Here is a 23644-nt window from a genome sequence, read left to right as displayed (position 1 = left end):
ATAATGTTTCTATAGAATGAAAGTCAAGAAAAATCTCAACTTTCAATATGCCAAGATTTTTTAAACAAAAGATGATAACTAACAAAAATATTAATATATGGAACGAAAAGACCAATAATCCATAACCCACTTAATAGGGAATCATGAAGTCTACGTATGCCTAATGTAATCATTGCTATAGCTGGCCATATCAGGATAGCCATAAATCCCCAACGTGGTATATAAAGAGGTATACCAAGCTGAACAATTAACGATGCTACGGCTATAACCATATTCATAATGACATCCATGAAAAGACGAGTTCCTATGAGACCAACCCAAAAAGCTAATACAGGAGTCCTTCCCTTAACATCAAAGATCCTAGCAAATAAAACATCCCATATACAGCTACAAATATAGTCAAATTTACTATTATTTGTATCTTTAGTAATCGTGGAACTTCGAGTATAGGCAATAATATAGTTATTATACCTATCTCGTCCTTCATCTAAACCATACTCATTAGAATCTGGCACACTAAGTGGCAACGCAAAGCAAGCCAAGATAAAATACTGCCAGAAAAATCCGTCCCAATGAAAGCCTGCATTTATAAAGGTTTCGGATATAGATGCCCAACTAAAACTCATACCCCAATATACCCACAAACTTAGGTATGCTATGGGTACTAAAGTCATATACCACAAGGATGAACCACTGTCATTCAATCTACGTTTGAGTAAAAAAATAGTTACTGCTATATGTATAATCTGCAAACATCCAAAATAAATATATGACAAATATGTGCTGCCTTGAAACAAACCATCTTGAATAAATCCTATCAATACCACAAATAGAAGGTATACTAAAAATTTACTTCCCATTAAACCAAGCACAGCCCATAAAAATGCCAATCGGCCTATACGTTGATTCACTCGCAGCATTTCTATATTTTGTTTAAATAGTGAAAGTTCATTATCTAACCACATTAAAATAATTCTCTCTTCTCTCTCATACGAAGGATATCTACAAATTAAAGCCATGTAAACATAATCAATAAAGAGCTACATATACATTCCTTTTATTGTTATATCATATCCAGTTTCTATCTATTCTAATATAAATAATTTAAATTGAATATATTGTCTCTCAAGCAGCCCATAAATTTAGAAGGTTTATATTGTGTTCCTCTAAACACTAATAGTATACTGAAACTACATATGTTATCAGCTTCTACTGATTATTATGCGGAGGAGAGAGTATGAGTTTTTATTTCACTGATCAAATACAGCAGTCTTTCAATAAAATATTCCACCAGTGTAATAAAGATATTGCTTGGGCGGGCAAGGCTGAGCTTGATACCCTTGTGAAACTTGACGAGGAAGGCCAAAAGATTCCTGGTATTGGCGATGTGTACGCTATTTTGGCGCGCGTCTATTCTGGCCCTCAGTTCACGTGGATTGAGGCAGGCTTTCCTGAGGATGACACAAAGGCGTATAGTTATTTACATACGGCTATTCGCAAAGGCAGTGCCATCGCCATTTTACAGGCTATGCGTACCTCAGGTGCCCTTACACCAACCATTGAAAAAGAGTTGCCTATGACGAAGGACGAAGCATTCCAGCGCGTTTATGAAGGCGCCCAAAAGGGTTGTTCTTACTGTGCCTACGCCATTGCCAATGTATATCAATGGGGGGATTATCACATCTTACCATCGGCTAAGAAGGTGGCTAATGAAGGTGAACCATCTGGCTTTGCCCGTTTTTTAAAGGGCTTATTTGTACAAGCAGATCAACGTAGATTGGCCAATAAAGTAACTGCTATTGCTCAGCAATGGTTGCGTAAATCTGCCGAGGCAGGCCTTGTTATTGCATACCGCAACTTGCGCATTACCTATGTAGAACAAGGCAATAAGAAAATGGAAGAACAAGTCATTTTTGAAGCTGCTAAAGCAGGTTTGCCACTCATGATGTATTTAGCAGGCGATATTTGTAAATCACGTGGGGAGCATGAACGAGCTCTCCAATATTTTGAGCGCGGCGCCGCCATGAATAATGGTATGTGTTTGCGTGAAGCTGCCGAGTACTATGCAAAACCACGTGAGTCTAACAAAAGAATCCCTCAGGATATTCAAAAGGCCCTCAGATATTACGAGCGCGCTGCTATAAGCCCAGATTACTTAGACTTTGACGACCACGCTTATGTTACCATGCAAGCCATCATTATTCGTACCTTGAACATCGATGGTCAGTCCCAAGACTGGTCGCGCATTGCTCACTTATTGCAACAACCAGCTATTTACACGCTCGATGCTATCTGGCCATATCTTGCGTATGTATTTACTTTCAAAAAAGGTAATACCCCTGCCATAAGAACCGCCATAGAGTGCGTTAATCAGGCTAGCAAATGTCACGATAGATACGGTAGTTATGACTATGCGGACCATCTATGGCAACTGGCAGCCGGCTATTGCTACGAAATTGGTGCCATTACAAATGAACCGGATTTAGACCAAGCCGTTGCGTTCTACGAACATGCTCGTGAAAGCATCAGACGTATTAACACAAGAAACGATAATTGGTTAAGTACTGGTGAGCCCTTGGTAATCCCTGACGAAGCATCTGAACGATTAGAAGCCTTTGAACTTGTTAATGGCCACTACCAGTACAAAGAAGGCATAAAAGAATCTTCTACAACTTGTAATCCTATGCCACCTGCATGGCCTCAAAATTCTGTGGATGTATTAGAAATCTTCGAGGACTCTACTACTGGTTGGCGCACCAATAAATACGACTGGGCATTCATCCAGCACGAATGGGATACACAAAAATACCTCAGTTTTATCATCTATGATAATCGTCAATCCATAGAAAACGTCATTTGCGATGTGTACAGCATTGTCATGTTCCACAATGAGGATAAAAACTCTTGTACTATCTATCTATACGGCTACCTTGAGGCTACTGATGAACGAGATGAAAGTTCGGAGCCTACAGTATATGAAATACGATACTTTAAAGAAATGTCCATTCCTGAAGGGCTCGCTTTAATTAAAGAATTCTATGATCATGCTACATTGCCTGTTATTGATGAAAGATGGGAGAGACAGTACAAAAATACTACGCCTCCACGGGAGTATGTATTAACTTGCGACAATGATATTTTCTACCTCAATCAATATGAATTTTCCAATCAAATGATTAAGGATGCCTTAGAAGGCGTAGCCAATGGCAAGTATGATATCATGGCGGTTCGCCCACCTAACCTCGACGATCCAGGTATTAGCTACTTCATCGAGCGTGGAAAAGGTAAAAACTTACACATTAGCCTCTATATCACTATAGAAGACGACACAGAGGACGACATCGTATATGGCTTTGAACGAGAGTCTTGCAACTTAACATCCATCAACTACTGGATTCAGGAATCTATAACAAGCAATAAACTGCCGGACTTAAGCGATTGGGAAGAAGTTAAAAAGAAACATAATTAATAATTATTTCGTAGCAAGAAATAACTAGCCCAAAGTCATTAAGCAAAAGACTAGGCAAAAAATGAGCCTACAAGTTTTTATAGCTATAAATGTATTACAAGACTAAAGGAGGGATACTTTGGAAACGTGGAAACGAACGGTGTACATCAGTTTACTATGCGTATTCTGTACAGCCTTTGGTGTTAGTCAACTAGCTCCAATCCTACCTTTATACTTTCATGATTTAGGCGTACAAACACCAGAGTCAATGTCCCTCTGGTCAGGTTTAGCCACTGGTGCCACCTATATTATCGTTTGCTTGGCTGCTCCATTTTGGGGACGTGTGGCTGACAAAAAAGGTCGTAAAATTACATTAATACGATCTAGCTTTGGCATGGCATTATGCAATATATTAATTGCTTTTCAAACTACACCCGAAGGGGTTGTTTTAATCCGGCTCGTTCAAGGTCTAGTAAGTGGCTTTTACTCGGCATCAATTACATTAATAGCTTCAGAATCACCTATTGAGCGGACAGGTTGGGCCTTAGGATTATTAGCATCTGCTAATCTTGCTGGTTCACTAATAGGCCCTTTATTGGGTGGATATATTGCCGACACAGTCGGCATTCGCAATGACTTCATCATCGTCGGTGCGCTCATGGGTTTAGCTGGTGTGCTGGCTACTATATTCATCCACGAAAATTATGTACCACAACCTAATCCTGAAAAACTTTCCATCCGTAAGTTGAAAGAGCAAATACCGGAATTTAATAGTATTGTTGCATTATGTGTAGCATCCTTTATCTATGCAATATGCATTATGTCCTTACAGCCTGTTATCTCTGTATATATTAAAGGAATCGTTCCTAGTAATACAGAAAACCTTGCATTTATTGCAGGCGCTGTATTCTCCGCTATGGGTATTGCTCAACTTATGAGTAGTTCTCCACTAGGTAAATTAGTCGACAAGATTGGTCCACGCAAAGTATTAGTAGTATCTCTTATTTATGTAGGGATTCTAAATATCCCTCAAGCCTATGTTTCTGATGTATATCAACTGGCAATCATCAGGTTCCTACAAGGTTTTGGTTTAGGTGGCATGTTGCCTGCCTTAAACACTTACCTCTCTTCAAAAACACCTCGTGAATTTACAGGTCAAGTATTCTCCTACAATCAGTCTTGTTTGTTTTTTGGTTATTTCTTAGGGTCTGTTGGCGGTGCTAGCCTTATGGCATGGCTAGGCTTTACTACCCTATTCTGGGTTAGCGGTGGCTTATTTATAATTTCCGCTCTCTGGATTGGCTTCAAACTTAAATAATATAAAGATATATAAAAAGAACCCTATCATGATTGAACTACACCTCCAAAAATTGGACACAATTTTTGAAGGTGCAGTTTTTTATGTCAAAATAGGGTTCTTTTATTGTGTATTCTAAAGTTTAACGTCTTTAATATATCTGTAATTTATGAATTTATAGTTTTACAGCTACATTTTAATCTAATCATAGTAACAAGAGCATAATCACTACTGTAGCAATGATACATGGTACCGCATTGCGTTTTGCCATTTCCATAGGGTTAATGCCTGCAAGGCCAGCAATGATGATACCTGCACCTGCTACTGGACTCATGCTACGGCCGATGCCAGCACCTAATTGGGCCATGGAGCCGAGTTGCATAATGCCATAGCCAAAGTCTGCCGCATGCGGTGTAACAGCTCCGTTAAACGCAAGGGCTGCTGCATTACCAGAACCAGAGATAACAGCTAATAAGAATGGACCAAAGGCTGCACCAATTTGAGCGATTTGTTGAGAGTTCTTCATACCATCAATGAGTGCACTTGTAAGTCCAATGTACTGCATACCCGCAGTAAAGGCTGCTGCCGCAGCCATAAGACCGACTACATCACACATACCATCGCCAGTACCGCGGAAGAATTTCTTAACTGCTTCCGTTACATTAGGACGTACAGCAATAATACCGATGGCTGTACCAATTAACATGGATACCGGAACAGAAATTTCTGGAATCACCGCTACTTGTTTACTACCGAGTACGAGTAATACAAGCGGAATGATTGGGATGATAGCATATAAATAATTTACTTTAAATTCTTTACCTTCTTCTTCGTTAGCATCTTTCAATACATATCCTGTATGCTCTTTCTTAACGATAGCTACGATATTGAGCAAAATAGCTGCTACGACAATACCAATAATAGCTTGCATAGAGAAGCTCGCAATAACGGTCATTACGTCTTCACCTGCTAGTTGTGCTACTTGTGGGTTAAACATAAGACCTGGGCTCAATGCACTTCCCCATGTACCTAGGAAAATAGCAGAGCCTGCCATCGCTGGATGCACACCGGAGCGAATAAGTGCAGGAATTAATAGCGCACCTACTGCCGCTGCACAGCCTGCCGCTGTAGGTAACGCAATATTAATCAAGAACGTAATAATAACAGCACCAGGGATGATGATTTTAGTCATTTTTTTAAGGCCTGCAGAGATGAAATATACCATGTGCTCTGTACATTTTGTATACTCCATAACATAACTAAAACCAAGCACTGTACAAATAGTTGGTACAAGGCCTGGATTTGTAAGTTCTTTTACAAAGGCTGTCGTACCTGCACCAATCTGCCCACCAATAAAGCACATTAACAAGCCCGATAATAACAACACGAGCCGTGTTTCAAACTGCTTAATAATGGCAATAAACGTCGCCACTACGATAACAATACCAGCAATAACCATAATCTCTCCAATCCGTGTATTCCCTAGCAATAGCGAGTATTCTCTGCCATTCTATTGCGGAATACACCCTTCTAACCACGTAAAATATGATATCTTAGCTAGTTAACACATTTCTAACTAAATTATATCTACATCAAATATTCCACTGCACTCAATCTAGTTAAGTTTAGTACTTTCTAAGCTAAGCTTTCTTAGCACCGTGTCTAATATCTTAGCTCCCGTAACGATGTCATCCATATCTGCAAATTCAGCCGGATTATGGCTGATACCTTCGCGGCATGGAATAAAAATCATCCCTGTAGGAACTACATCCGCCCAATGCATGGCATCATGACCAGCACCGCTTGGCATAGTCATATAGTCTACGCCTACAGACTTAACAGCCTCTTCAATTTCGCGAATCATCACAGGATGCATCGCCACCGGATGATCTTGTGCAATAGGTTCAATCGTATAAGATAAACCTCGTTTCTCTGCAATAACATCAATAAATTCTTTAATGAGGGTAACTACAGAATCACGGGTCACCTTTGAAATACTGCGAATATCTACGCCCAGTTTAACGGCCCCAGGAATAACGTTCATCGCTCCTGGCACAACCTCTACTACCCCGACTGTGCCCACTACTGGAGGCTCTTCTTGCATGGATGCAATCTCCTCTATACCGAGGATGATTTTTGAAGCCCCACATAACGCATCATGACGCAAGTTCATTGGTGTGGCCCCACTATGATCCGCATTACCACGAATGGTTACATAGAACCGCTCTGGTGCAGCAATCCCTGTTACAATGCCGATGGGTTTAGCTTCGTGCTCTAACACTTTACCTTGTTCAATATGAATTTCTGTGAAAGATTTTACAGGTCTCTTATATTCCATATGATCAATAGCATCTGGATTTAAATTACGCTCTTTTAATGCGTCATACAAGGAAATGCCTTGTTTATCTACTAAGCGATGTAAATCTTGCAATGTCAATTCACCGCGCATAGCTTTACTACCCAATGTAGCTGCTCCAAAGCGGCTAGACTCTTCACACATAAAGTCTACTACTGCAATAGTATGGTCATGTTCAAAACCATCATCAGTCATACTGCGAACCGCTTCGATAGCAGATAATACACCCACAACACCATCATAATTGCCTCCATTAGGCACGCTGTCCGTATGAGATCCAACCATGACAACCGGTAAATCAGGATTCTTACCTACCTTATAGCCTAGCACATTTCCAAAATCGTCTATCTCTACAGTTAGACCCGCATCAGTCATACAATCAATAATATATTGGCGCCCTTTCCAGTCTGTATCTGTAAAAGCCAGACGATTTATCCCTTCACCAGGTGCACTCAACTGTGCCATAGCATCAAAGTCCTTAGCTAATCGCTCTCGTTGAACCATATAACACCTCACAATCTAATACTCATATTACATCTAATATATAGCACACTATACATATTTCGATGCATACATCTATATAGTTATGTACCTATAGTTTAGATGTATGCATCACAATATTTCAATCAATATGTCCTATTTTAAATAGTGAGTAGCAATTGTACCTAACGCAATAATGCCATTTAGCATGTCTTCTTCATCAATATCGAATAATGGATTATGATGAGGTGCTTTAATAGCAGAGCCCAATACCATATAGGTTGCTCGACCACCACGATCAATAACACGATTCAAGAAGTACGCACAATCTTCACTACCGCCACCGCTATAATCAAACGGTACTTCTTTGAAAATACCTAATGGTTCAATGATGGATTGTACTTCACGAGCTAAATCATCGCTAATACGGCCTGCAGGAGTTTCACCTTGTTTTGTAATTTCAAAGGTACAGTCATGCATTTCTGCAGCACCTTTAATAATGGTCTTAGTACGTTCAATCATATAATCATTGATCTCTGTAGTAGCACCACGAGTTTCTAATTTAAGTGTTGCTACATCAGGAGTAACATTGCGACCTGTACCACTTTCAAAAACACCTACATTCATGCGAGATGCACCCCCACTATGGCGAGCAATGGCTTGTAAGTTAATAACAGCTGTACAGCCGGCAAGCATGGCATTTTGAGCCTTTTCTGGAGAACCACCTGCATGGGAAGAATAGCCATGGAATACAGCATCAAGTTTTGTAGTCGCTAAAAAGCCATGATCACTACAAGCAAAGCAATTAGATAACTGTTCATTAAATCCGATATGCATACCAAACATCAAGTCTACATCATCTACTACACCAGCCTCTACCATCGCTTTAGCACCACGCACTCCTTCCTCTGCTGGTTGGAAGATAAGTTTAATAGTACCCTTCAAGCCATCCTTATGTGTAGCAATATATTCAGCAAGACCAAGGCCCATTGTCATATGTGTATCATGACCACAAGCATGCATAGCCTTCTCATGGCGGGAACGGAAACCATTCTTAGCAGGAATATGGTTAGATGCTTTAGATTCGATTACATCATTGGAATCCATATCTGCACGGAAGGCTACTACAGGACCATCAGCACTGAACTTCATAGTTGCCACAATAGCTGTTTTACCATAGCCCATCTTCTCTACTAGTTCAGGATCAGCACCTTCATCCATAGCACGAGCCATGGCTGCTTTCATAACATCCTCGCTAGGCAAGCCCATACGAGAATCTAAATCAAGCACTTCTGCACCGAGTGCCACATCATAACCCAAGGCAATTAGCTTTTCAGCTACTTTAGCGGCAGAACGATATTCGAGCCAAGCTGGCTCTGGATACATATGAAAATCACGACGTAAAGCAATAAAATCATCGCGGCGTTGTTGTACGAAATCTTTTACAGACATACTTACCTCCTAAAATACAATAGATACCTATACTTCAACTATATAAAGAGCTATAAAAATAGCTAATTAAATAGTCAACCAATAAGATTATGTATACAGAATTATAAATTTCTATATACATCAATAATAATTCTTATATTTATTATAACTTATATTGATATTTTTAGAAATAAAAAAACATACACACTATGACTAATAAATATACATAGTAATATATGTTTTTTAAGCTGTTGTTCTCTACTGTACCACTTCGGTACAAAGCATTATGCCCTTAGTGTATGCCTCAAAAGAGCATGCATACGCAGATCATACAATTTCCTCTTTATTTAATTTTTTCAGTACTTCTCGTTTCATTTGTCGTTGTCGGTCCCAAGCTAGAATAAATATGGTAGAGATGATGCAAGCTATACCTAATAATCCTGTAATAGTAAAATCATCCCCCATGATAGCCCAACCAAAGAATGTCGCCGAAATAGGCTCAATGGAGGATAGTATAGAGCCTTGAATGGATCCAATACGGCGTATTCCTTCCATGAAGGCATTAAAGGATACCACTGTGCCAAGTATGATGATAGCAAATAACCCAAGCCACGTCATACCGTCCCAAATAGCTTCCGATTCAAATTGTTGGAAAAGAAAAACTGCCAATATGCCACAAATAAACATGGCAAAGCCTACAATAGGGATTGTGCCATAGCGCTTGAGTAAGCTAACTGGTTGCACTGTATAGACGCTAATACTGGCCGCCGATAATAGTCCCCAAAATAAAGCCTCCCTATTAATAGCCGCAAAGTCGAATCCATGTTGCATAACAATGCACAAGGTTCCAAAGAACGCAAGTCCAACGCAGACTATTTCCGCTATTGATGGCTTACGGAAGTATCTCAATAAAAAGTAAATAATAATCATTGAAGACGCTACATATTGTAATACAGTAGCAATACCTACACCGGATATGCCGATGGCTCTAAAATACGTATATTGTCCTAACGATATGCCAATGGCACCAAATATAAGCAGCTGCAGTATATCCTTTGGTGACGAAAATACAGAAAAGGTTCGATTTCCTTCACGTACATAGGCGATGATAATCGTTAATAGGCCTGCTACTAACAATCGTACCTCTAACAGCCACTCAACATTGATATGTTTTGCGCTTTCAAGGTACTGCACCGCTGTGCCCGATAATCCCCAAAATATGGCGCCCATCATAGCGAGACACATACCAATCCACTGATCTTTATTCATGGTACCCCCATAATAATTCTATCCCTCATAGCTCAATATAATATATATAAAATCACATATTTGATAATCACATATTTAAGAATTACATTTCTAAGTAATATACTTCTATATGCCATGTATAGCTGTGTATATATTTTTTATATTTATATATTCCGTTTCTCCAACGCAATGATAATAACAGTAGCAATGATCATAGCCATGCCAATTAGCCCTAATGCACTAAATTGGTTGTCTAACAAAGCCCATCCAAAGAAAGCTGCTGAAATCGGTTCAATAGATGACAAAATGGATCCTGGAACGGCGCCAATGCGTTTAACCCCTTCAAGATACGCATTAAATGATACAATCGTACCGAGAAATACTACATTAAAACAACCCACCACAGTCCATACATCCCACATAGCATACGAATTTGGCTGATGAAATAAAATAGCAGCAACAATACCACTGAGAAGCATACCAAATCCTACAATCGGCAAGGTTCCATATTTATATAATAAATCTACAGGAGAAACACTATATACAGCGACCCCTACAGCAGATAGGAGTCCCCATACGAGCACTGCTAGTGGGAATTGCTCCATAGAAAAGCCATCATTCCCCATCAAACAAATCGTACCTACCAAGGCCAGTATAACGGAGATAATTTCCCCTTTAGAGGGCCTTTTACCATAACGAGCTAGCATATAAATAATAATCATTGATGGCGCCAAGTATTGGAGTACCGTCGCAATACCGGCCCCTGCTAAAGCAATAGATTTAAAGTATGTATATTGGCATAAAGCCATGCCAAATACGCCAAAAACGATAAGGCCTGCTGTATCTTTTAAACTACGAAAGACATGGAAGATAGAATTACCATATTTAAACCATGCATAGATAACAGTCAACAGTCCTGCTGTAATTAATCGCATGGTGACTAGCCATTCCAAGTTCATATCCCTAAAGTTACTTAAGAACTGTACTGAAGCACCTGATACGCCCCATAAAACAGCACCTAATAGGGTTAGTAAGACACCTATAATTTCATATCGCTTCATAGGATTACTCGCCTAAGAGATCCACATGCACTTTTACAACAACCTTGCGGATTTTAATAGGCTTATCATTAACAGCTAATAGTGGTCTATGGATATCAGATGGGAAGAATACTGTATAGTACCCTTCTGGGCAATGGATTTGTCCTTCATCTTCAGCTTCGTTTGGGTAGAAATAACAATCTCGTTCCGGATAGGATTCTACTGGTTCAACAAGACCTTTATCGACAAAGAACCCCATATTTTCTTCCCCATCTACCATGAATTGAATATCTACATAATTGCGATGGGACTCAGGTTTTGTAGCTTCAAATAATTTTGTTTCTACATCATCTACATTGGCATACATCATATCCCCTTCAATGGCATGACGACCACCAGGCAATGCTTTTAAATCTGTATTTTTCAAGAAATCCAAAGCCCGTACAATGGCTTTAGGATAGCCCATTTTTGTGTAATCTGCAGTAATGCTAGAGAAAAACATATACGATCCTTTCACACTATCTATTTATATAGTAAGCACATATTTATATAGTAAGCTTACGGTTGTCATTATATTTACTTTCTATGTTAACACATATACACACAACGGACTAGTAAAAGCCCTCCATACCATGGTAAAAGCCCTCCATACCATGGTAAAAGCCCTCCATACCATGGTAAAAGCCCTCCACACCATAGTAAAAGCCCTCCATACGCTACATATATGGAGGGCTCGTGTAAAATACTATTCAAATTTATGACTTACGTCAATTGTTATGCTATTAAGTTGTTACGATATGCAATTATCTATTCAGTTGTAGTGATTCTAACTGTATTTGATACAGTACGTGGACATGGTCTTACTTTATTCTTGAGTCTTACGAGCAGCGATAATTTCTTCCGCTTGCTTATGTGGAACCTCTTCATAAGTATAGAACTGACGGTTAAATACGCCTTGTCCTTGAGTGATAGAGCGCAATGCAGTTACATAGTCGGCCATTTCAGCCAATGGTACTTGTGCTTTAACAACAGAAATACCTGTTCTTTCACTTTGTTCCATGCCTAATACACGACCTCGACGGCTATTCAAATCACCCATGATGTCGCCCATGAAAGCATCTGGTGCAAACACGTTAACTTCATAGATTGGTTCTAATAGGACTGGTTTCGCCTTAGGAATTACATCCTTGATAGCTTGTGACGTAGCTACTTTAAATGCTAACTCTGAGGAGTCTACGCTATGGTAAGATCCATCCAAGAGTGTCACTTGCACGCCAATCATAGGATATCCCGCAATTAAGCCTTTATCTAGGGTTTCTTTGGCACCCTTTTCCACTGCTGGTATGTATTGTTTAGGTACAGCACCACCAAAGATTTTGTCTACGAATGCAAATTCGCTTCCATCGTATAATGGGTCCACTTGAATCTTAACGTGACCATATTGACCATGACCGCCACTTTGTTTTTTATATTTAGACTCGGTTTCAGCAGAGCCTTTAATTGTTTCGCGGTATGGAATATATGGAGTCACAAGTTTAGCTTGTACGCCATATTTACGATCCATTTTGTTGAGGATATGCTCGAGATGAACCTCGCCCATACAATCGATTTGTAGTTGACGGGCCTCAGCATTTTTCACTACTACACAAGTAGGATCTTCTTCTGCCACTTTTAGAACAGCACTAGCTAATTTTTCCTCCTCACCTTTTTTCACAGGTTCTAATGCCACTGTGTATAGAGGTTGAGGGAAGCGGATAGCATCGTATGTCACTTTAAAGTCAGGAGCAGTTAATGTATCGCCAGTCTTAGCATTTGCCAATTTCGGTATCACTACGATATCGCCAGCTTTAGCGGCAGATACAGGGATTTGTTGCTTCCCAATAAGGGTAACCATCTTGCCCCATTTTTCTTCTACCCCTTGATTTACATCAAAGAGGCGATCGCCTTCTTTTAGTTCACCAGAGAAGATACGTACAAAGCTTTGTTTGCCTGCGAATGGGTCTAACAATGTTTTAAATACAAATGCAGTTAAAGGTTTATCTACATGTACTACACATTGTTCGCCGGTTTCCGCATCAGTTGCGGTCATCACTTTTTTAGTTGCATCCGGCATGTAACGGATCATACGATCCAATACTTGATCTAGGCCAATACGAGATGTGGCACTGCCACACATGATTGGGCACACACGGCCACTAATCATCCCTTCACGCAAGCCTTGGCGAATTTCCTCTAAGGATAATTCTTCGCCTTCTAAATATTTTTCCAACAATTCATCGCTACCTTCAGCCGCGGCTTCTACGGTCATTTCCCGAATTTCTTGAGCCTTTTCGATAAGGTGAGCTGGTACAGCAATCTCTGTTGGTTGGCCGTCCTTGTAAGTAAACGCAGTCATTTTTGCTACGTCTACGACGCCTTCAAAGTTGGCGCCTTCACCGATAGGAATCTGCAATGGCATAATGCCTTTGCCAAATAATTCCCGCATTCTTTCAATAGTACCGAAGAAATCGGCACCATCCACATCCATTTTATTGATAAATGCCATGCGTGGCATTTGTAATTCAACTGCATAATCCCATGCGCGAACTGTGTCAGTTTCTACACCAGATGTGGCGGATAGTACCATCAACATACCATCGCACGCACGCAAAGCGGCACGAACTTCACCATGGAATTCATTATAGCCTGGAGTATCTACGAAGTTAACCTTATGGTCATGCCATTCACATGGAGCCATGCCCAATTGGATTGTTACGTTACGTTTAATTTCTTCAGGTTCAAAGTCCATAATATGTTTATTGTCTTGGCCTTTACCTACGAAATCAACCGCACCAGAGGTTAACAACAAAGATTCGACAAGAGCTGTTTTACCCGCACCATCGTGGGAAACAACAGCAACATTTCTAATTTTATCACTACTGTACTCTTTCATCGGAATCGCCTCCTTAATGGCAAATTACGGCTTTTGCTAATACATTTCGACACCCAAATAGAAAAGTCCTCTTTTTCCGAAAAAATTTATCAAAAAAAGAGGACTCTTTATTAATATTAATTTATAAATTAGTATTATCTACCCATTAAAGAGGCACAGCCACTAAGAAGTGCCATGAAAAGTGCCCAAATTATAGCGAAGATTATGGACGTTAAGATACTAGCAATGAATACTTTCATCTTCGTAAGCATGACCTGTCTTGCCATAAGTTCTAAGGATACCCAAATGGATATAACAAGTAAGGCTATTGTTCCTACAAAATAGATAACACCAGCAAAAGCCCTACTATCGAATGCTAAACCTAACATGCCCATTAAAACCAAGACTATCGTATAACCAATACTAAATAATAGTACCCCATACCCTTGTAGATACCAACTAACTTTCATAATCGCCTGTACATTGTCGGTACCACCCATCTTAGTGATAACCCAGTTATATACATAGGAACCGATGGCAACCATCACAAAGGACCAGCCGATACAAATAAGCCATGCAAAGATGAACATAAAGCTGGCACCGATACCGAGTAAATAGGTTAAACCAGTAAATTCATTATGAGGGAGAAATGGAATTAACATAGTCCCAAATAAAGCCAATATAATATATGGGATAGCCCATAAGAATACAGTGCCCCAGAATCCTTTTTTCAATGTCCCCGATTGTACAACTTGATCAATACCGCCGCTAAAAGGACTCACAAATAACCGCCAAAAATCAGAATACCATTTTGTTTCCATAATACAACCTCATATACAAACTACAATTCTCTAAAACTAAAATTCTCCTGTACGCTTGCCGTAGTGTTTGGAGTCACCATTTTGCTTCCAGCCAACGGTATCACCGATAGACATTACGCGGCGCGTTAAGCAGTCTTTACATTTATCCGCATTGTCATCTACACAAGGTTTGTTATCATATAACAAATACTTTGCCCGATGTTCAGGGATGGTAATGATAGGCATCAAAATATTGGCACCTGCAGCAAGGCCTTTTTCACGGCCCAGTTTATCTAGAGCTTGTAATGCTGTTGTGGCCGCAATATTGACATCTTTCAAGAATAAGCGGGTTAACGCAATCATCTTGAGGCCTAGTTGAATACGGCGCAATTTACCAGCTTCATCATCGATGCCCATCGCTAATGCTTCTTGGCCTAGGGGCGTATCATGATGTACCACATACGGTCCCATACCAATCATGTCGATATCCATATCACGATAGAATAAGATATCGTTCACTAAATCTTCCTCTGTTTGGCCCGGCAAACCAATCATGACACCTGTACCTACTTGGAAGCCTACACGACGCAAACGACGTAAGCATTCAACGCGCGTTTCAAAGGAGTGCAATTCATCTTGAGGATGAATTTTATGATACAGTTCTTTATTTGTTGTTTCAATGCGCAATAAATAACGGCTCGCACCGGCTTCACGCATGCGGCGGTACGCCTCTTCGCTTTGTTCCCCTACGCACATCGTAATGCCCAGGGAACCATCGCCAATGGCTTTAATATCGCGAATGAGATCTACTACATAATCGACGAATATATCATCACTGCGTTCACCAGATTGGAGTGTAATAGAGCCATATTCATGGTCATAGGCCCACTGTGCCATCTTAATGATGTCTTCACGATTCATATCAAAGCGTTCCGTCTTATCATTTTCACGACGGATACCGCAGTAATTACAGTTTTTGATGCATCGGTTCGAGAACTCAATGAGGCCCCGATAATACGCTACAGGCTGTACATATTTTGCCTTTACTTCATAAGCCTTTTTATATATTAACTGCAACTCGTCTTCATCAGTTACAGACATGAGAAATCGCAATTCTTCCTCGGTTAGCCATTCATCGCCAACGAGATCTTTAGCAAGAATATCTTGCACTTGCAAACAATCACTTCCTTTCATAACGAACCGTCATCGATTCGCTTGGTATAGTAATGGAATCTATGTCAGTGACACAGGTAAACCCATTCACTTCGCGCGGCAAATCCCGCACATGTTTCACTTGTCGAGTTAAACATTCGTGAGCCATCACACCGCGACTCATTTTTGAGGACGTACTCATCTGTTTAAATGCATCGCCTCGTAACTCCCAAAATTCAACGGTCACTACCTTTGGATGGTTTGCCATTTTGGCATATTCTTTAGATGCTAGATTGAGAATCCAATCTTCCTTGTGAAAGTAGGCATCTACCGCTTCACGCCACGTGTCATATAAGTTAATGCCTATCTTATCGACCATATCGAGACGATAGTCTCTAACACCCATTGTTGGCTCTACAACGCCGTACAAGGCAGACATTACAACAAGATGGCTTTCACCAAAGGCCTTAGCCTCATCGGACAAGTTCTGCCAGTCTAAATATTTGAAAGCAATGCCATCGTAGCTTTCACAAGCAAGCCCTACAGGATGAGACGCAAAATCTTGATAGAAATCAAAGAGAGCCTGCGCCTTATCATCCTTGAGTTTCAAAGCCTTGCCAAGGGCCGCCACATCTAGGGACTGTACATGTTTTACAAGATTTTGCGTAATGTGCGGTTGAAATTGACCGTCTTGAACCGCAGTATGTACTGCCCCATTATTGTCAACAGTAGTAATCGTTTTAGTCTTACTAGGAGAGAGGACGATTTTCATGGGATAATTCCGCCTTGATAGTTTCCTCTGTCAAATTGTCGATCAACTCAGGATTCCACAACATAAGAGGCACAGCCACTACATGGCTAGCTTTCATTTCTTTACATAAATTAATGCATTCTTTAAGGTAATCAGAATCTTCATCTACAAGATCGCATACGATAACAACGTGACGACCTTTTAAATTTACACCTTCGTAGTCGATGCTGCCAGCAGATACTGTAAGCATGCCAGTTTCTAGACGACCTTCGCTCATGTCGTTCAAGCGAGACATTAGAACGTGTTCGAGCATAGTAGATACAGGTGTTACCACGCGACCAATGCCGATAAGAGCCTCAGGTTGGGCGTGAACAATAACTGTTTTCTTGCGTTTATCAGTTCTAAAATCAACGAGAGCTTTTTCTAAAGCGCCAAAGAACACGAATAATTGCCAAGGATCAAAAGAACCTGTTTGGAACATGTCGATAACAGAGCCATCCTCATCCATATTTAGGCGCGTTAATAATTCCTCTGCAATGTCGTCTACTACAACACTAAAATCAGATTGCATTGCATCTTGTACTTTTACTTCCTCTGCCATTAGGTCCTCCTAATTTCTATCTATTACACTGGTGAGGGAATGTTCCCTACAGGATTTATACTATCTTTAATTGTAACATATTTTATAGCCCACATGGTTATTCATGGATACACTTTTTACATAACAACTATACCAGTTATATGACAAAGTAATTCTAATAAAACAATGTTACATGATTAATGTAACTTTATGATTAATGTAACTTTATAAATTTGAACATCTATTATACAAAAAAGACCGCTAACGCGGTCTTTTCCTATTACCCTACAATGAGTAGGTAAATATTCATAACAGTAACAACAATACCAATGCCCCATAATAGTACATTCGTATATTTATGATTCGCATATTCCCCCATCACCTTACGGCTACTCGTCATATAGAGCTGCAAGAAAATTGTAATAGGTAGTTGCAAACTCAAGAACATTTGAGAGATCAACAATGCTTGGAATGAATCAGTAACAAATACAATCAACAGCAATGCCGGAATGTATGTTAAAGCCAAGCCTAATCGAGTATGGAAGTCTTTCATATCGTAAGACTCACCAAACATGCCTGCAAATATACTAGCTCCAGCCATACCTGCTGTAGCAGAAGAGGCAAAGCCCGCAAAGAGCAATGCGATAGCAAAGATAGTACCTGCTGCAGGGCCAATGAGAGGTCGTAACAACTCCTCCGCCTGTTCAAGCTCTGTTACTTCAATGCCGTGAGTAAAGAATACTGCTGCCGCCAGTAAAATCATGGCGGAGTTAATCATCCACCCAATCCCCATAGAGAATAAGGTGTCTAGGAATTCATAACGCAATTGGCGCTTCATTATAGAAGGATCTTGTGTATTGAATTGGCGACTTTGGATGATTTCTGAGTGCAAGAACAAATTGTGAGGCATAATAACAGCCCCTAAGATACTCAAAATAACGAGCATCGATTCATTCGGAATCTTAGGATCTACCCAACCAATGCCTGCTGCCGCCCAGTCTACATTGACCATATTGACCTCAACGAGGTAGGCCAATGCAATAAGGGATACAAAACCTGCAATAATCCGCTCCAGCTTTCGATAGGAGTTTGTAATGAGCATCACAGTACATATAACGGCCGTTAATACACTACCTATCAGAAGTGGAATGCCAAAGAGCATTTTCAATGCAATAGCAGCGCCAATAAATTCAGCTAATGCTGTCGCCGCAGCTGCAATACCAGCTGTACTCAACACAAATCGTGATACATAGCGTGGCAAGAATTCATAGGCACATTCTGATAAGCATTGGCCCCGTACAATACCTAAATGGGCCACGTTATGTTGCAATAAAATAAGCATAATCGTAGATAGTGTAACTACCCACAATAGCTCATAACCATAACTAGCACCGGCAGCTAGATTAGCCGCCCAATTGCCAGGGTCGATAAACCCTACAGTTACGATAATGCCAGGCCCTATAAATTTAAAGACCTCGCTCACCTGGTGCTTACCATTTTGGTGAACAGTAAACAACTGTTTCTTTAAGAAATCAATCATTATAACTCCTCATTAAGGGTTATAGAGTAAAGGTCATCTCCGTTTGCATGCGAGCATCGGTTTTAGATTTTGTATCCTTACCACCGGTATAACGGATGCGCACATTATTATTTACTTTAACACGAGAATCATCAATTTTGAATTTCTTCATTTTTTCTTTGATTTGTTCATCTGTTAAAGCGCGCTCTTCTGGTTTTGCCACTTCATCATTAGCGGTATCTAAAGCCTCTTGTTGAGATTTAGATACTTGGTATGTTTTACCAGACTTCTTAGCTTTTTCAGCACGTTTTTCGTCTAATTTTTGACGGCGCTCTTGCGTAACCTTCTTATCGTGAGCAATACGATAGTCCATTATATCACGCATATTTTCTTGATAAATGCGCAATGCATATTGACGATCGTTTTCGTTCATTTGCTCCCGTTTTGTTACTACCTCATCGATAAGAGGCATAAGCTCATCCTTTGTATAGCTTGTATTGCCATCAAAGACAAAACCATGTGTATCTGTAATAGCACCGTGTTTAATTAACGTTTGTAATGCCGTATACGTCCAATCACTTGGCGTAATTACACCAGCACTCACATGATGTTGTGCTTTACTAGAGCTACTAACAGTTTCTACATCAGCACTAACACCATCCACCATAGGACGTGCACTTGGAATAGCAATGCTTTCAGCATGAACAAAGCCAACAGAGGCAACAAGACATAATGTGCCAATACCGATAGCGCGACGAAGTAAATTCATGTGACGTGTATATTTTATATTCATAAGAGTCTCCTTAAAATTACATTTTATACAATCTATTATATGAAACCCCTTGTCATACGTCAACTCTATAACCTTACACGCCTATATACATCAATATTTACAGGACCTTAAACTCATTTGAGTCCTTACACATTAAGGTTCATACCTAGTAAATATTACAATAAACAAAAAGACCTCACATCGCGTGATGTGAGGTCTCAGCATGGCGGAGGATTAGGGATTCGAACCCTAGCGACGGTAACCCGCCCTAACGATTTAGCAAACCGTCCTCTTCAGCCTCTTGAGTAATCCTCCATGCTTTACTGGGTAATCATATCATACCCAATAAGGCATTGTCAATAAAAAACCGCTAACTACTAGAGTCTCTAATAGTTAGCGGTTTATATAATTTATTTACTACTATATTAAATATAATATTCTATGTAGCCATCGGGGATTTTCTTTTCCTCAGTCTTACCATTATTAGTACGACGAGGTTTACGGACATACATATTTTCTGGATCCGTTTCAAAGATAACCATGTCTTTCGGGATATCATGTTTAATAACAAGGTTACAACCGATTTTTGTGCGGGCCCCGATAGTAATATCCCCTAAGATTTTTGTGCCTGTACCGATGAGCACTTCGTCTTCGATGGTCGGATGGCGTTTTACCTGTTTAGAGGACATGCCGCCTAATGTTACTTGATGGAACAGTGTTACATTATCCCCTACGATGGCGGTTTCACCGATTACAACACCCATACCATGGTCAATAAATAGGCCACGGCCGATCGTTGCACCTGGGTGAATTTCAATGCCCGTTACGTGACGAGAATGTAATGCCACACGACGCGCCAAGGTTGGCCAGCCCGCCTTATAGAGGCGGTGCGCAAAGAAATGCCAAAATAAGGCTGTAATATGCGGATACGTCCAAATGACCATCCACACACTTGTTGCGGCTGGGTCAGAATCCATTACGCGCTTTATATTATATTGAATTTTGCCCCATAATTCGCGCAAACCTTGCATCATAGTGACTCCATCTCAAATAACTCTACTCATATAATAATATATAGTATACAACATATGTGGTCTGTATTCCTATACATAAGATGTTTTATCTATGCGAAATCCGTTACTTTACATATTCGTTATTAGCAAAATCCAAAAGGGATAAATATTTTTCTACCCCATCTGGTGCAATAACCACTATATTCGCCTTTGGTTCTTCTCGTGCAATGCGCTTAGCTGCTACAATAGCTGCCCCCGCTGAAAGTCCAATAGAGACACCGCTTTCACGCATGAAGGTTTGTACTTCGCTAAAGGCTTCTTCATCGCTTACAGTTTGTACGCCGTCCATCAAGCTTTGGTCGAAGTTTTCAGGAATGAAGCCAGCACCAATGCCTTGAATTTTGTGAGGACCACCTTTGCCCTCTGTAATGGCCGGAGATCCTGTTGGTTCCACTGCGATAGATTTCAGATTCGGATTATGCTCTTTCAATCGTCTAGTAACACCTGTGAAAGTACCACCTGTACCGATACCTGCTACAAATACGTCTACATTCGGTACTTGCTCCACGATCTCAGCGCCCGTAGTGCGATAATGCATATCTGGATTTGAAGGATTTACGAATTGGCCCAAGGTAAAAGCATTAGGATATTTTTCTAAAATTTCATTTGCTCGTTCAAGAGCGCCCTTCATGCCCGTTTCTTTTGGCGTCAAGATGAGCTGTGCACCGTACGCCTTAATAAGCTCACGACGTTCTTTACTCATGCTTTCAGGCATAATAATAACTGTTTTAATATGTAAGATAGCACCCACCATGGCAAGAGCAATACCTGTATTGCCACTTGTAGCTTCTACGATGATGCTATCCTCGTGAAGGCGACCTTTTTCCTTAGCATCTTGCAACATGCCAAGAACGGCACGGTCTTTCACAGAACCGCCTACATTATATTTTTCTAGTTTTACATAAATATTGGTATTTGGTAATTGATATACCGGAGTTTTACCAATCAGTTCTGTAGTTTGATTTGTGACTATACTCATCTGATCCTCCCTCTAGCGACAGATGATAAAAATCGTCCTCAGGAACATCCCAAGGACGATATGAATTTCACCTTGTTATTCTCTATACACTGGATATAACCATTTGTGTATTCTCATAAATACAATCATACTCTATCACCTGCATCTATGCATTGTCAAGAGAATGAGAACCGCTTTTAAAACCCTAAAAATATAGGAAATAACTAGGTTTATTTATAATTTTGTCAGTGTATCTACCACCATACCCCAAGTAACAGGCACCATAATAATAACTAGCGCGAGTCCAATAAAGATGACTGTCCCTAGTATAACGGTAAGTCGCGGAACGATGACTATCACGGTACTATTCGCTACATTATACGCCTTATCTATGTCATAGTGTAGCGCTACATAGCCCCACAGGAATCCTACTATCACATATATCGCTACATAAGGGTCTAGTATGATATGCGTTGATGTCATCGTTTCAATATGCATTAACCGATTGATGACTGGTGAAAGTAGCACATTAGCAAGCATCGCTATAAGCTTGAACCATATAAGGCATATAATATAAGGCCACATGGTTCTCATGGTCATCCGCAACATGTAAATCAATCCTACAATAGCTAAGCCCAACCCGCCCTTTTCATGGGCCATGTACTGTTCCATCCAGGAAGGTTGTTCTTTACCTTGATGCAGTTGGTCATAGTGAAACGATAAGTTTCTTTCACCATGAGCCAAATCGACGAGACCTAACACTTGTAGCAACACTAGAACAAAGACGACAACAACGCCTATTTGGAAGCTTTCACTAAAGAATATAGCCATCGGATCAATAGCCAGCTCACGCAGAACGGATAGATTGCCATACACATCATAAAATACAGCATATAGGCCATTTGTTATGAGTACATCCACAATAAACAGGGTCAATATAAAAATAAGATACCCATTCCACCGAGTCCATCGACTCAGATGTGATAACTTCGTATGCTCCCCCACGATTATGGATGCAGGGTGAATAGACAAGATCACACCAATCATAAAAAACATTATGAACGATGTGACCATTGTTAAATATTCGTATGCCATATTAACGGTATGCTACGCGCTCAGGCTGCATATCGTGGAAATGAAGGCGCTCTTTTGCAGTCTTTTCCCACTCTGTACCAGGCTTGCCATAGTTTGCGTATGGATCGATGGACAAACCACCGCGCGGTGTAAACTTGCCCCATACCTCGATGTACTTAGGATCCATCAACTTGATGAGGTCTTTCATGATGATGTTGATGCAGTCCTCGTGAAAGTCCCCGTGATTGCGGAAACTAAATAGGTATAATTTTAAAGACTTGGACTCTACCATTTTCTTATCTGGTACATAAGAAATGTAGATGGTCGCAAAGTCTGGTTGACCTGTCATAGGGCACAAGCTTGTGAACTCAGGACAGTTAAATTTAACAAAGTAATCGTTATCAGGGTGCTTGTTATCAAACGCCTCTAACACCTGTGGTGCATAATCAGTTGGGTAATCGGTCTTGTGACCTAACATCGTTACCCCTTGTAACTCTTTTTCAGATCTGCCGGATGCCATAAGGAACCTCTTTCTATACATTCTAGAACTCTATAATTAGATATATTGAATAATTCATGTAACACTTAATTATAGCATATAAAAGAATACACCAGTTATAGAGATAAACGATTTCAGACTATAGTTAAATGACCGGTCCATCCTATGTCTCTAAATAAACTATCCTATCCCCATAATCTAGTTCAATTAGATTTATGCTCACATATAGATTGTGTAAAATTTAAGTTTATAATA

The 23644-nt window shown here is 40.1% G+C and carries 20 protein-coding genes and 1 tRNA gene; 2 read left to right on the top strand and 19 right to left on the bottom strand.

Going from position 1 to position 23644, the window contains the following annotated elements:
* Positions 1-35: 35 nt before the first annotated feature.
* Positions 36-965 (bottom strand): DUF805 domain-containing protein, encoded by a 930-nt coding sequence (locus VCHSUH04_RS09665; protein ID WP_105086390.1) that lies wholly within the window; start codon positions 963-965, stop codon positions 36-38.
* A 272-nt stretch (positions 966-1237) separates the two neighbouring features.
* On the opposite strand from VCHSUH04_RS09665, the gene VCHSUH04_RS09660 reads away from it, so the two are divergent.
* Both VCHSUH04_RS09660 and VCHSUH04_RS09655 read left to right on the top strand, forming a co-directional pair.
* Complete coding sequence (locus VCHSUH04_RS09660; RefSeq protein ID WP_105086389.1) at positions 1238-3469, top strand: tetratricopeptide repeat protein; 2232 nt, start codon at positions 1238-1240, stop codon at positions 3467-3469.
* Positions 3470-3587: 118 nt separating this feature from the next.
* Complete coding sequence (locus VCHSUH04_RS09655; protein WP_105086388.1) at positions 3588-4766, top strand: MFS transporter; 1179 nt, start codon at positions 3588-3590, stop codon at positions 4764-4766.
* 184 nt (positions 4767-4950) lie between these two features.
* Here the strand turns inward: VCHSUH04_RS09655 and dcuC are convergent, their stop codons facing one another.
* The 18 genes from dcuC to queF form a co-directional block, all read right to left on the bottom strand.
* Positions 4951-6204 (bottom strand): C4-dicarboxylate transporter DcuC, encoded by a 1254-nt coding sequence (gene dcuC / locus VCHSUH04_RS09650; protein WP_105086387.1) that lies wholly within the window; start codon positions 6202-6204, stop codon positions 4951-4953.
* Positions 6205-6360: 156 nt separating this feature from the next.
* On the bottom strand, positions 6361-7605 hold the full coding sequence (locus tag VCHSUH04_RS09645) for a M20 family metallo-hydrolase (RefSeq protein WP_105086386.1): 1245 nt from the start codon (positions 7603-7605) through the stop codon (positions 6361-6363).
* A 132-nt stretch (positions 7606-7737) separates the two neighbouring features.
* Positions 7738-9033, bottom strand: coding sequence for an amidohydrolase (locus VCHSUH04_RS09640; protein ID WP_105086385.1), 1296 nt, complete (start codon positions 9031-9033; stop codon positions 7738-7740).
* Between the two features lie 306 nt (positions 9034-9339).
* Positions 9340-10281 (bottom strand): DMT family transporter, encoded by a 942-nt coding sequence (locus VCHSUH04_RS09635; protein WP_105086384.1) that lies wholly within the window; start codon positions 10279-10281, stop codon positions 9340-9342.
* A 143-nt stretch (positions 10282-10424) separates the two neighbouring features.
* Complete coding sequence (locus VCHSUH04_RS09630; RefSeq protein ID WP_105086383.1) at positions 10425-11321, bottom strand: DMT family transporter; 897 nt, start codon at positions 11319-11321, stop codon at positions 10425-10427.
* A 4-nt stretch (positions 11322-11325) separates the two neighbouring features.
* Complete coding sequence (locus tag VCHSUH04_RS09625) at positions 11326-11802, bottom strand: YhcH/YjgK/YiaL family protein (RefSeq protein WP_105086382.1); 477 nt, start codon at positions 11800-11802, stop codon at positions 11326-11328.
* A 363-nt stretch (positions 11803-12165) separates the two neighbouring features.
* Positions 12166-14232 carry an elongation factor G gene (fusA, locus tag VCHSUH04_RS09620; protein ID WP_105086381.1) on the bottom strand — a complete coding sequence of 689 codons (2067 nt, stop codon included), beginning with the start codon at positions 14230-14232 and terminating at the stop codon, positions 12166-12168.
* A 134-nt stretch (positions 14233-14366) separates the two neighbouring features.
* Entirely contained in the window at positions 14367-15032 is a 666-nt protein-coding gene (locus VCHSUH04_RS09615; RefSeq protein ID WP_105086380.1) for a hypothetical protein, read from the bottom strand.
* A gap of 36 nt (positions 15033-15068) precedes the next feature.
* Positions 15069-16205 (bottom strand): [FeFe] hydrogenase H-cluster radical SAM maturase HydE, encoded by a 1137-nt coding sequence (hydE, locus tag VCHSUH04_RS09610; RefSeq protein WP_229025314.1) that lies wholly within the window; start codon positions 16203-16205, stop codon positions 15069-15071.
* Positions 16192-16935, bottom strand: a complete 744-nt coding sequence (locus VCHSUH04_RS09605) for a YaaA family protein (RefSeq protein ID WP_105086378.1) — start codon at positions 16933-16935, stop codon at positions 16192-16194. Before VCHSUH04_RS09605 ends, hydE begins: the two co-directional genes overlap by 14 nt.
* The gene (locus VCHSUH04_RS09600) at positions 16913-17515 is read right to left on the bottom strand and encodes a hypothetical protein (protein ID WP_105086377.1); all 603 of its coding nucleotides are present in this window, start codon (positions 17513-17515) and stop codon (positions 16913-16915) included. Before VCHSUH04_RS09600 ends, VCHSUH04_RS09605 begins: the two co-directional genes overlap by 23 nt.
* Positions 17516-17774: 259 nt before the next feature.
* Complete coding sequence (locus VCHSUH04_RS09595) at positions 17775-19034, bottom strand: Nramp family divalent metal transporter (RefSeq protein WP_105086376.1); 1260 nt, start codon at positions 19032-19034, stop codon at positions 17775-17777.
* 19 nt (positions 19035-19053) lie between these two features.
* Complete coding sequence (locus tag VCHSUH04_RS09590) at positions 19054-19806, bottom strand: hypothetical protein (protein WP_105086375.1); 753 nt, start codon at positions 19804-19806, stop codon at positions 19054-19056.
* Positions 19807-20009: 203 nt separating this feature from the next.
* A tRNA-Ser gene (locus VCHSUH04_RS09585) sits at positions 20010-20100 on the bottom strand.
* Between the two features lie 110 nt (positions 20101-20210).
* Positions 20211-20819, bottom strand: a complete 609-nt coding sequence (epsC, locus tag VCHSUH04_RS09580) for a serine O-acetyltransferase EpsC (protein WP_105086374.1) — start codon at positions 20817-20819, stop codon at positions 20211-20213.
* A 103-nt stretch (positions 20820-20922) separates the two neighbouring features.
* Positions 20923-21837, bottom strand: coding sequence for a cysteine synthase A (gene cysK, locus VCHSUH04_RS09575; RefSeq protein ID WP_105086373.1), 915 nt, complete (start codon positions 21835-21837; stop codon positions 20923-20925).
* Positions 21838-22050: 213 nt separating this feature from the next.
* Positions 22051-22863, bottom strand: coding sequence for a hypothetical protein (locus VCHSUH04_RS09570; RefSeq protein WP_233188357.1), 813 nt, complete (start codon positions 22861-22863; stop codon positions 22051-22053).
* A gap of 49 nt (positions 22864-22912) precedes the next feature.
* Positions 22913-23410, bottom strand: a complete 498-nt coding sequence (gene queF, locus VCHSUH04_RS09565) for a preQ(1) synthase (RefSeq protein WP_005387511.1) — start codon at positions 23408-23410, stop codon at positions 22913-22915.
* Between the last annotated feature and the right edge of the window lie 234 nt (positions 23411-23644).

The organism is Veillonella sp. T14073-2 (assembly GCF_002959875.1).
Classification (GTDB): Bacteria; Bacillota; Negativicutes; order Veillonellales; family Veillonellaceae; genus Veillonella; species Veillonella infantium.
This window is presented reverse-complemented; position numbering and strand designations above follow the sequence as displayed.

Coding starts and splice junctions, on each gene's coding strand:
- VCHSUH04_RS09625 (WP_105086382.1), bottom strand. CDS start 11,802: ATGTTTTTCTCTAGCATTACTGCAGATTACACAAAAATGGGCTATCCT.
- fusA (WP_105086381.1), bottom strand. CDS start 14,232: ATGAAAGAGTACAGTAGTGATAAAATTAGAAATGTTGCTGTTGTTTCC.
- hydE (WP_229025314.1), bottom strand. CDS start 16,205: ATGAAAGGAAGTGATTGTTTGCAAGTGCAAGATATTCTTGCTAAAGAT.
- VCHSUH04_RS09660 (WP_105086389.1), top strand. CDS start 1,238: ATGAGTTTTTATTTCACTGATCAAATACAGCAGTCTTTCAATAAAATA.
- cysK (WP_105086373.1), bottom strand. CDS start 21,837: ATGAGTATAGTCACAAATCAAACTACAGAACTGATTGGTAAAACTCCG.
- VCHSUH04_RS09635 (WP_105086384.1), bottom strand. CDS start 10,281: ATGAATAAAGATCAGTGGATTGGTATGTGTCTCGCTATGATGGGCGCC.
- VCHSUH04_RS09630 (WP_105086383.1), bottom strand. CDS start 11,321: ATGAAGCGATATGAAATTATAGGTGTCTTACTAACCCTATTAGGTGCT.
- VCHSUH04_RS09570 (WP_233188357.1), bottom strand. CDS start 22,863: ATGATTGGTGTGATCTTGTCTATTCACCCTGCATCCATAATCGTGGGG.
- VCHSUH04_RS09595 (WP_105086376.1), bottom strand. CDS start 19,034: ATGATTGATTTCTTAAAGAAACAGTTGTTTACTGTTCACCAAAATGGT.
- VCHSUH04_RS09645 (WP_105086386.1), bottom strand. CDS start 7,605: ATGGTTCAACGAGAGCGATTAGCTAAGGACTTTGATGCTATGGCACAG.
- VCHSUH04_RS09640 (WP_105086385.1), bottom strand. CDS start 9,033: ATGTCTGTAAAAGATTTCGTACAACAACGCCGCGATGATTTTATTGCT.
- VCHSUH04_RS09615 (WP_105086380.1), bottom strand. CDS start 15,032: ATGGAAACAAAATGGTATTCTGATTTTTGGCGGTTATTTGTGAGTCCT.
- epsC (WP_105086374.1), bottom strand. CDS start 20,819: ATGATGCAAGGTTTGCGCGAATTATGGGGCAAAATTCAATATAATATA.
- VCHSUH04_RS09590 (WP_105086375.1), bottom strand. CDS start 19,806: ATGAATATAAAATATACACGTCACATGAATTTACTTCGTCGCGCTATC.
- VCHSUH04_RS09600 (WP_105086377.1), bottom strand. CDS start 17,515: ATGGCAGAGGAAGTAAAAGTACAAGATGCAATGCAATCTGATTTTAGT.
- queF (WP_005387511.1), bottom strand. CDS start 23,410: ATGGCATCCGGCAGATCTGAAAAAGAGTTACAAGGGGTAACGATGTTA.
- VCHSUH04_RS09605 (WP_105086378.1), bottom strand. CDS start 16,935: ATGAAAATCGTCCTCTCTCCTAGTAAGACTAAAACGATTACTACTGTT.
- VCHSUH04_RS09665 (WP_105086390.1), bottom strand. CDS start 965: ATGTGGTTAGATAATGAACTTTCACTATTTAAACAAAATATAGAAATG.
- dcuC (WP_105086387.1), bottom strand. CDS start 6,204: ATGGTTATTGCTGGTATTGTTATCGTAGTGGCGACGTTTATTGCCATT.